Origin of the sequence: Maritimibacter sp. 55A14, assembly GCF_003122205.1 — a bacterium.
Lineage (GTDB): Bacteria > Pseudomonadota > Alphaproteobacteria > Rhodobacterales > Rhodobacteraceae > QEYE01.
In genome coordinates, this window is sequence record NZ_QEYE01000012.1 from 133984 (window position 1) to 140514 (window position 6531).

A 6531-nucleotide genomic window follows, 5' to 3' on the forward strand; every position below is an offset into this window, starting at 1 on the left:
CTTCACTGAAGTTGATACTGGCGAAGAACCGCAGGCGTTTGGTAAGCGGTTTAAGCATTCTTCTTGTTTTGACTTTTCATCGCTATCTCGGACATTTCATCTGAGAGCTTCAGTAAAACACTTGAGTGCACAACGCGGTCGAGATTTGGCGTCACTGAAAGATATGTGCTTGTAATCTGTGCCAGCGATATGGCGGTCATCATGAAGGGGTCTGCAAACCCCGAATTACTCGCCCCTACCAAGTTCACGGCCTTTTCACTCTCGGACATACCCAGTAAGTTGCCAACAGGTTTGAGGTCTGCGTGGGTATGCTGTGACGCCCATTTATACCGTGGGCGCCAGTGATCCATATCGACACGCTTTTCGATTGCCGCAAAGTCACGGTGCTTTAAATTAATGGCTGGCCACTCACCATCTTTGTCCTTCTCGATCTTCCGCCCAAGTACCTTTTCAGCTTCATTGCGGCGGGTATCAAAGCCTTCTAAATCACTCTTAGAAAACTTCTCCAAGCGAGCAAGCTCGGCATGCTCATTTATCTGCAAAGCAGCCCGCCGCGCTGCAAAATGAAAACTCAGTATATATGCGATAGCAGGCTCGCGGCCTTCTTGCAGAATGTACATGGCGGTTACGGTTAGCTCATGGAGTGAACGCCATCTCGCCAATGCACCATCGGGAAAACCCCCTTTCAAAAGGCAAATAATTTCATTTGTAACAAGTAGAGCTTTGGGGAAAATATTTGAAAGAGCGGCCATAACAACTTGCGTGCTCTCGTCCGCATCTTGATCAAACTCATTCGCGTTTGCTTCACCCAGTTCCTGAGCTATTGCCAACATCATTTCAAGGTGATCAAATGCAGGCTTCCAACGTTCAAAAGAGCGTTCTTCAAACCCCTTAGCTGCTTCACGCATATCAGGCAGAACTTTAATTGCGGTATCTCGGTAAGATTTGAGACTTTCGGCTTCACAATCCTCTCTGGATTGCTTGATGACTTCATCGAGGCGCCTCTGAAACAGCTCTTAGTCAAACTCCCCGTCATCGCTAATATCCACAAGCTCTAGCGCAGCCTCCTCAATTGCATTTTGCAAAACGTTAAGTGTTTTTTTTGCTCAACCACAATCTGATCTAACCTCGTCTAGAATGATGGATACTGCTAGCAACGTGGAAGTCCGTTTCGGCCTTTGCCCCTATGTAAGCACCGCACCCGCAGCGGATGCCAGCAATTCCGCCGTTTCTTACCAAGGCCTCAATCAGCCAAACTTTTAAAGGTAGACACTAGTCCATTCTGAAACTCACACCGCCGCCAGGATTATCTTTATACATTCGCGCTGCTAACACAAAGTCATCATTTTTGCTGGCAATAAAACGCAGCGACCAATTGAATTGCAGGGAATTGAAGTGATCCATATTTTCCGAACTTGAGGGAATTGCGGTACCGATATCAAGATTATCTAGAAGAAAGTCCAAGCTTCTAAACTTCTTTTCCGTCTCTAAAATTAGGGCTTCGGCTTCTAGAGAGACTGTCATAGGTGCCAACGCTTGCTTAATTTTCAAATGTTTGAAAGTCTTTAGCCGCTCATCGTAGTCCTTTGTCAAATCGTGGACTACTTTGGGATGCCAGATTGATAGCGCAAAATCGGAGCTTAACGGCATTGTTAACTGTATGCCTGGCACACCAAAACCCAAGCTACCGTAAGGTCCAAAGTCTTCTTGGCTATGCATCACGACGGGGCAGTCAGATATCCAAAAGCTCTGTTGAGGGGTCGCACGATGTAAGAGCCACCGATAGGAATATACAATCTCAGCAAGATTTCCGGTTAAGTCTTCGATCAGTCGAATGGAGCTAAGCTTGACCCCATCTTCGGAAGCGTGAGCTTCAATTTCACTCAGGTTAGAAGCTTCCGGTGCGATACGTCTACTCTTGGCTGCTAACGTCTCTGAAAAGGTTTTCTGACTAGCTCTAATTTTGGGGGATCGAAGCCACTGTGCGGTAATGAAAGTGCTTAACTTTGCACGATCTTTGTCGGACAAGCACTCGAGCGACTCATTGGTAATTATCTTGGATATGATTGGTGATGTGGCATCTTCTAGCGCGGTTAGCCCTTCTTCAATTGAGTAGATGCTTTCGCCAAGTTTGACTGAGTAGAAATTTCTCTGACCAAGTACATTGTTTACGCTAGGCTGGCTTGGAATCAGCTTTCCTTTTAGCCTATCGAAGAGAAACACATGACGCGATTTTCCATTTGGTTTTTCGAAGGAAAAGTTCTTAAGCAACGCCGCCTTCGGTACGTGATGTTGCATCTCTGCTTTAGCGTCATTTCTCAATATACTTCCCTTCCTAAATTCCATACATCATGGAAAACCTTCAAACGGATCAGCGAAAAGTTGATTAAACCTGATCCGCTCAAACATAGGGTTTAGACCCTATTTTGTGGTCATTTCGGATCAGACGCAAGTGCGCGATCTGAGATCGATGCCGTCTATGATACTGCGGAAGAACCGGTGCAAACTGGAAATACCTTCTGGATATGGCAGTCGGACCGGTCATACTGTGCGCTTGCAGCTAATGTCTCCTTTCCGCCCGTTTTACCGAAACCGAACCCGTGTCTCGACCTTGTCCAGACGTTCCTGCAGTGGGACGGGACCCTTTGCAATCCCACTCTCCTGTCAGGTCACGCGCCGTTGCAAGAGCAGCCGGAAGCAAAAAGCCGTCTCGACAAGGACGGTCAGGCCATACGCCGGGACAAAGGACGTAGAGAGTTCGGGGGTCAGAGTGAGATCAGTCAAGTCTTTCTCCTTTCTGGCATAGGTTTCAGGCGGCGGCCTTCGCCGGCGGTGCTACTGGAGGCGCAAGGGTGCCGTCGGCGCGTTGACGGTTCGCGCGCTGACCCGCCCAGACTGAGCCGAGGACGATGACAGCCCCGATACCCTGCAGCGGCGAAAGGGACTGTCCGAGCCAGACCCAGCCAAGGAAAACTGCCGTTACCGGACTCATCATGCCGAGCATTGAGACCGCCCCGGGTTCCAGGCGTGCGATGCCCCGGAACCAGATCGCGTAGGTCGCGGCGGCGCCGGCAATGCCAAGCCAGGCGAGACCACCGAGGTTGGTGGCCGAGAGCGGCGGCAGCGGTGGCTCGACGATCAGGGCAAGCGGCAGCAGGATCAGGCCGCCGGCCGTCAGTTGCCACGCGGTGAAGCTGAGTGCCGAGACGGGCGGCTGCCATTTCCGGCTGAGCACGGTACCCGCCGCCATGGACGCGGCGCCGCCCAGGCCCGCCGCAACGCCGACGGGATCGAGTCGCGCCTCCGGACCGACAAGCAAGAGCGCCACGCCCACAGCACCGGTCGCCGCCGCGGCGACGGCGCCCGCCCGGATCGGCGCGCCGAGCCAGCCGCGCGCCATGACGATGACCATCATCGCCTGTAACGCGCCCAGTGTCGCCGCGACCCCGCCGGGAAGCCGGTAGGCGGCCACGAACAGCAGCACCCAGAAAAGCGCAAAGTTGAAGCTGCCCAGCAGGAAGGCCCGGCCGAGCCAAGCACGCGGCGGCAGGCAGCGCGTGACCGCGAGCAGCAACAGTCCCGCAGGCAGGGCGCGGAGCGCGGCGAGGGTCACGGGGTAGCCGGCCGGGAGCGCCTCGGTCGTCACGAGATAGGTGCTGCCCCAGACCGCCGGGGCGAGCGCCGTCAGGAGGATATCGGTGGTGCGTGACATGGTGTCTCTCCTGGTCAGGGGCTCACCAGAGCAGGTGCAGGGGGAGGAGCGGGCGCTCAGGCCAGGGCTCGAGGCCGATGTCGCGCATCAGGTGGGGCGAGAGGTCGCGCGGCACGCCGCGCAGGCGCCACCGCTCGCGAAGGGAACGGAAGAACGGGAAGGTCATCGAAATTTCCTTTCAAGCGACGAGGCGGAGGGCGGGGCGCAGCTGCGCGGCCAGATCCTCGCGCGGTCCATTGACGAGGCTAGCGCCTGTCTCGCGGACGATGAGGGTCGGGATTGAGCGGACCTGAAGCATGCGTGCGTGCTGCCGGTCGGCTTCGACGGCCCGGGCGGTGGTCGGGTCGTCGAAAGTCGCGGCGAAGGCCGCTGCCTCAAAGCCGAACTCCCGGGCGACCGCGAGCACGACGGCGGGGTCGGCAATGTTCCGTGCCTCACCGAGATGGGCGTGTTGAAGGCGGTCGAACATGTTCCAGTGCGCAGTCTGGCCGCCGATCCGTTCCGCCGCCTTGCATCCCAGCGCTGCGGTCATCCCGTGCGGGTAATCGAACGGTGCCGACCGCATGGCGTCGATATCGATGCGCTCGGGGTAGTCGCTGACCTCACGGCAAACTGACCAGTGCCCAAGGATCGTTTCGCGGGCAACTTCGGGCGTGCCCCAGCGCGCTGCCATCTCGGTGCAATCGGCCTGCAGCACGAAGGTGCGGTGGCGGATGTCGAGGTCGAACTCGGCTGCAAGGCTGCGCATCCGTGACGAGATGTTGAAGCACCAGCAACAGACGACGTCGTGGAAGAAGTCGATGGTGAGGGACGGCATCACGCGGCCTCCTCATGCAAGTTGGCCCCGGCGAGGCGCGCGGCAATCCGGGCCACATGCGCGCCCTGGAAGCGCGCGCCGGCAAGGTCGGTCCGGGAGGGCGCACGCGCACCGTCAGCGCCGGCGATGGTGCCGGCGCCATAGGGCGCGCCGCCGACAATGCCCTCGGCGGTCGTCTGCCCGGTGAAGGTGTAGGGCATGCCCGCGATCAGCATCCCGAAATGCTGTAGCGGGATCTGGGTGGAGAGAAGCGTCGCCTCGTGACCGCCGTGTTGCGAGCCGGTGGAGGTGAAGACGGCCGCGACCTTGCCCACTAGTGCATTGCGGGCCCACAGCCCACCGGCCTGGTCCAGGAATGACTTCATCTGCCCGGCCATCATGCCGAAAAGCGTCGGCGTTCCGAAGATGATCGCGTCGTAGGTCTCGAGATCGGCAGGCGTTGCAACGGGCGTATCATCCGCAGCGAAACCGGCTTTCTTCCGAAACTCAACGGGGACGGTTTCCGGAACGCGGCGCAGGTCGACATTCGTGCCGGGCACGCTGCGGGCCCCGTCGGCCTCAGCCTGTGCAAGAACTCGGACATGGCCATAGCTGGAGTAATAGAGAACAAGAACACGGGTCATTGGAGCCTCTCAGGTTTCGGGTTTCGTTGTCTGAGAAGATCGGAGATGCGGCCCGCCGGATTAACCACCTGGCTCTCACATCATTCTTTACGGTCGTTGAAGAATGTCAGTTCCGGAGTGCCACGCGGAGATGGTCGAGAAACGCCGTGACCTTGGCGTCCATGCCCAGCCGCGAAGCTGTCACCGCGAAGATTTCCGGCGCGGGTAGCTCGTATTCCGGAAGGACGCGCACCAAGTCGCCGCGCGCCTCGGGGGCGTTCGAGACGAAATCCGGCAATGTCCCGACCCCGTAGCCCGCGATCAGAAGATCGCGCAGGACGAGGCTGTTGCCGACCCGGACGGGCGGATCGAGATCGAGAGTGGTCTTCCCGGATGGTCCCTGCAGGGTCCAGGATGACAGGTGATCGGCCAGCAGGAAACCGATCACCCGGTGATGCGGGATGTCCTCTGGCTTCTCCGGGACGCCTGCCTGCTCCAGATAGGCGGGCGAGGCGAAGATCCTTTGCCGAGTGGTGCCAAGTTTCCGCGCCACCAGAACCGAGTCCGGCATGGAGGCCCGGATGCGGATCGAGACGTCGAACCCGCCTTCGACCATGTCGACCACCTTGTCATCGAGTGAGAGCGTGAGCCTTAGATCGGGATAGGCACTGAGAAACCCCGGAAGGAAGGGAGCGATGACCGTCTGCGCAAAGGAACTGGGGGCGTTCACCTTGAGATGCCCGCGCATCTCGCCGGCGCCGTCGCGGATGCGGTTCTCTACATTGCTGACAGCGCCAAGAATGCTGAGCGCTTCCTCGTAGTAGAGCCGCCCGGCATCGGTGAGCGACATGGCCCGCGTTGTCCGTGTCAGGAGCATGCTGCCAAGGCTCTCCTCGAGCAGCTTGATTTCTCGGCTTAACAGCGCCGGAGAGACGCCGAGATCTTCTGCCGCCCGCGCGAAGCTGCCGCGTTCGACGATGCGGCGGAAGGCGTGCATGACAGAAAGTTTGTCCATCGCGGCAGGAACTCGTTCGGGTTGCCCCGCGGCCATCGCAAGACCGCTCACGTGATCAAGTAACACGGATTTCAGAGCGTCGCCAACGGCTTGGCATATTGGCCTTGTCGTGTTTGGCCTTGCAAAGAAATCACGGGCGACGGCGATCCTAAAATCGGCATCCATCTCTGGGCAAAGTCGATCTCGCCAAGCAAGCCCCTCGCCTGCTCCGGGTCTGGACCCGTATATCCATGACGGGATTGCTGCTGAGAGGTCCGGCCTAGGGTCAGGACCCATTGATTTCAGCCGAGCATCGTGATTCACCGCCTGAAAACAGAGCGGTGACATGTCTGATCTTTACTGGCTGAGCGACGCGCAGATGGCGCGTCTGGAACCCTATTTTCCG

7 protein-coding genes are annotated in these 6531 nt (G+C 57.8%); all 7 read right to left on the minus strand.

Going from position 1 to position 6531, the window contains the following annotated elements; genetic code table 11:
* Window positions 1-50: 50 nt before the first annotated feature.
* Complete coding sequence (locus DDZ14_RS12135; RefSeq protein WP_146193131.1) at window positions 51-908, minus strand: DUF5677 domain-containing protein; 858 nt, start codon at window positions 906-908, stop codon at window positions 51-53.
* A gap of 364 nt (window positions 909-1272) precedes the next feature.
* Window positions 1273-2322, minus strand: coding sequence for a DUF4238 domain-containing protein (locus DDZ14_RS12145; protein WP_158275517.1), 1050 nt, complete (start codon window positions 2320-2322; stop codon window positions 1273-1275).
* 487 nt (window positions 2323-2809) lie between these two features.
* Window positions 2810-3712: an EamA family transporter gene (locus tag DDZ14_RS12155; protein WP_109425249.1), complete on the minus strand. Its 903-nt coding sequence runs from the start codon at window positions 3710-3712 to the stop codon at window positions 2810-2812.
* A 22-nt stretch (window positions 3713-3734) separates the two neighbouring features.
* The gene (locus DDZ14_RS19705; RefSeq protein ID WP_158275518.1) at window positions 3735-3878 is read right to left on the minus strand and encodes a hypothetical protein; all 144 of its coding nucleotides are present in this window, start codon (window positions 3876-3878) and stop codon (window positions 3735-3737) included.
* Between the two features lie 12 nt (window positions 3879-3890).
* On the minus strand, window positions 3891-4529 hold the full coding sequence (locus DDZ14_RS12160; RefSeq protein WP_109425250.1) for a DsbA family protein: 639 nt from the start codon (window positions 4527-4529) through the stop codon (window positions 3891-3893).
* Window positions 4529-5152: an NAD(P)H:quinone oxidoreductase gene (wrbA, locus tag DDZ14_RS12165; RefSeq protein ID WP_109425251.1), complete on the minus strand. Its 624-nt coding sequence runs from the start codon at window positions 5150-5152 to the stop codon at window positions 4529-4531. The genes DDZ14_RS12160 and wrbA overlap by 1 nt, the downstream gene beginning before the upstream one ends.
* 106 nt (window positions 5153-5258) lie before the next feature.
* On the minus strand, window positions 5259-6146 hold the full coding sequence (locus DDZ14_RS12170; RefSeq protein ID WP_109425252.1) for a LysR family transcriptional regulator: 888 nt from the start codon (window positions 6144-6146) through the stop codon (window positions 5259-5261).
* Window positions 6147-6531 lie beyond the last annotated feature (385 nt).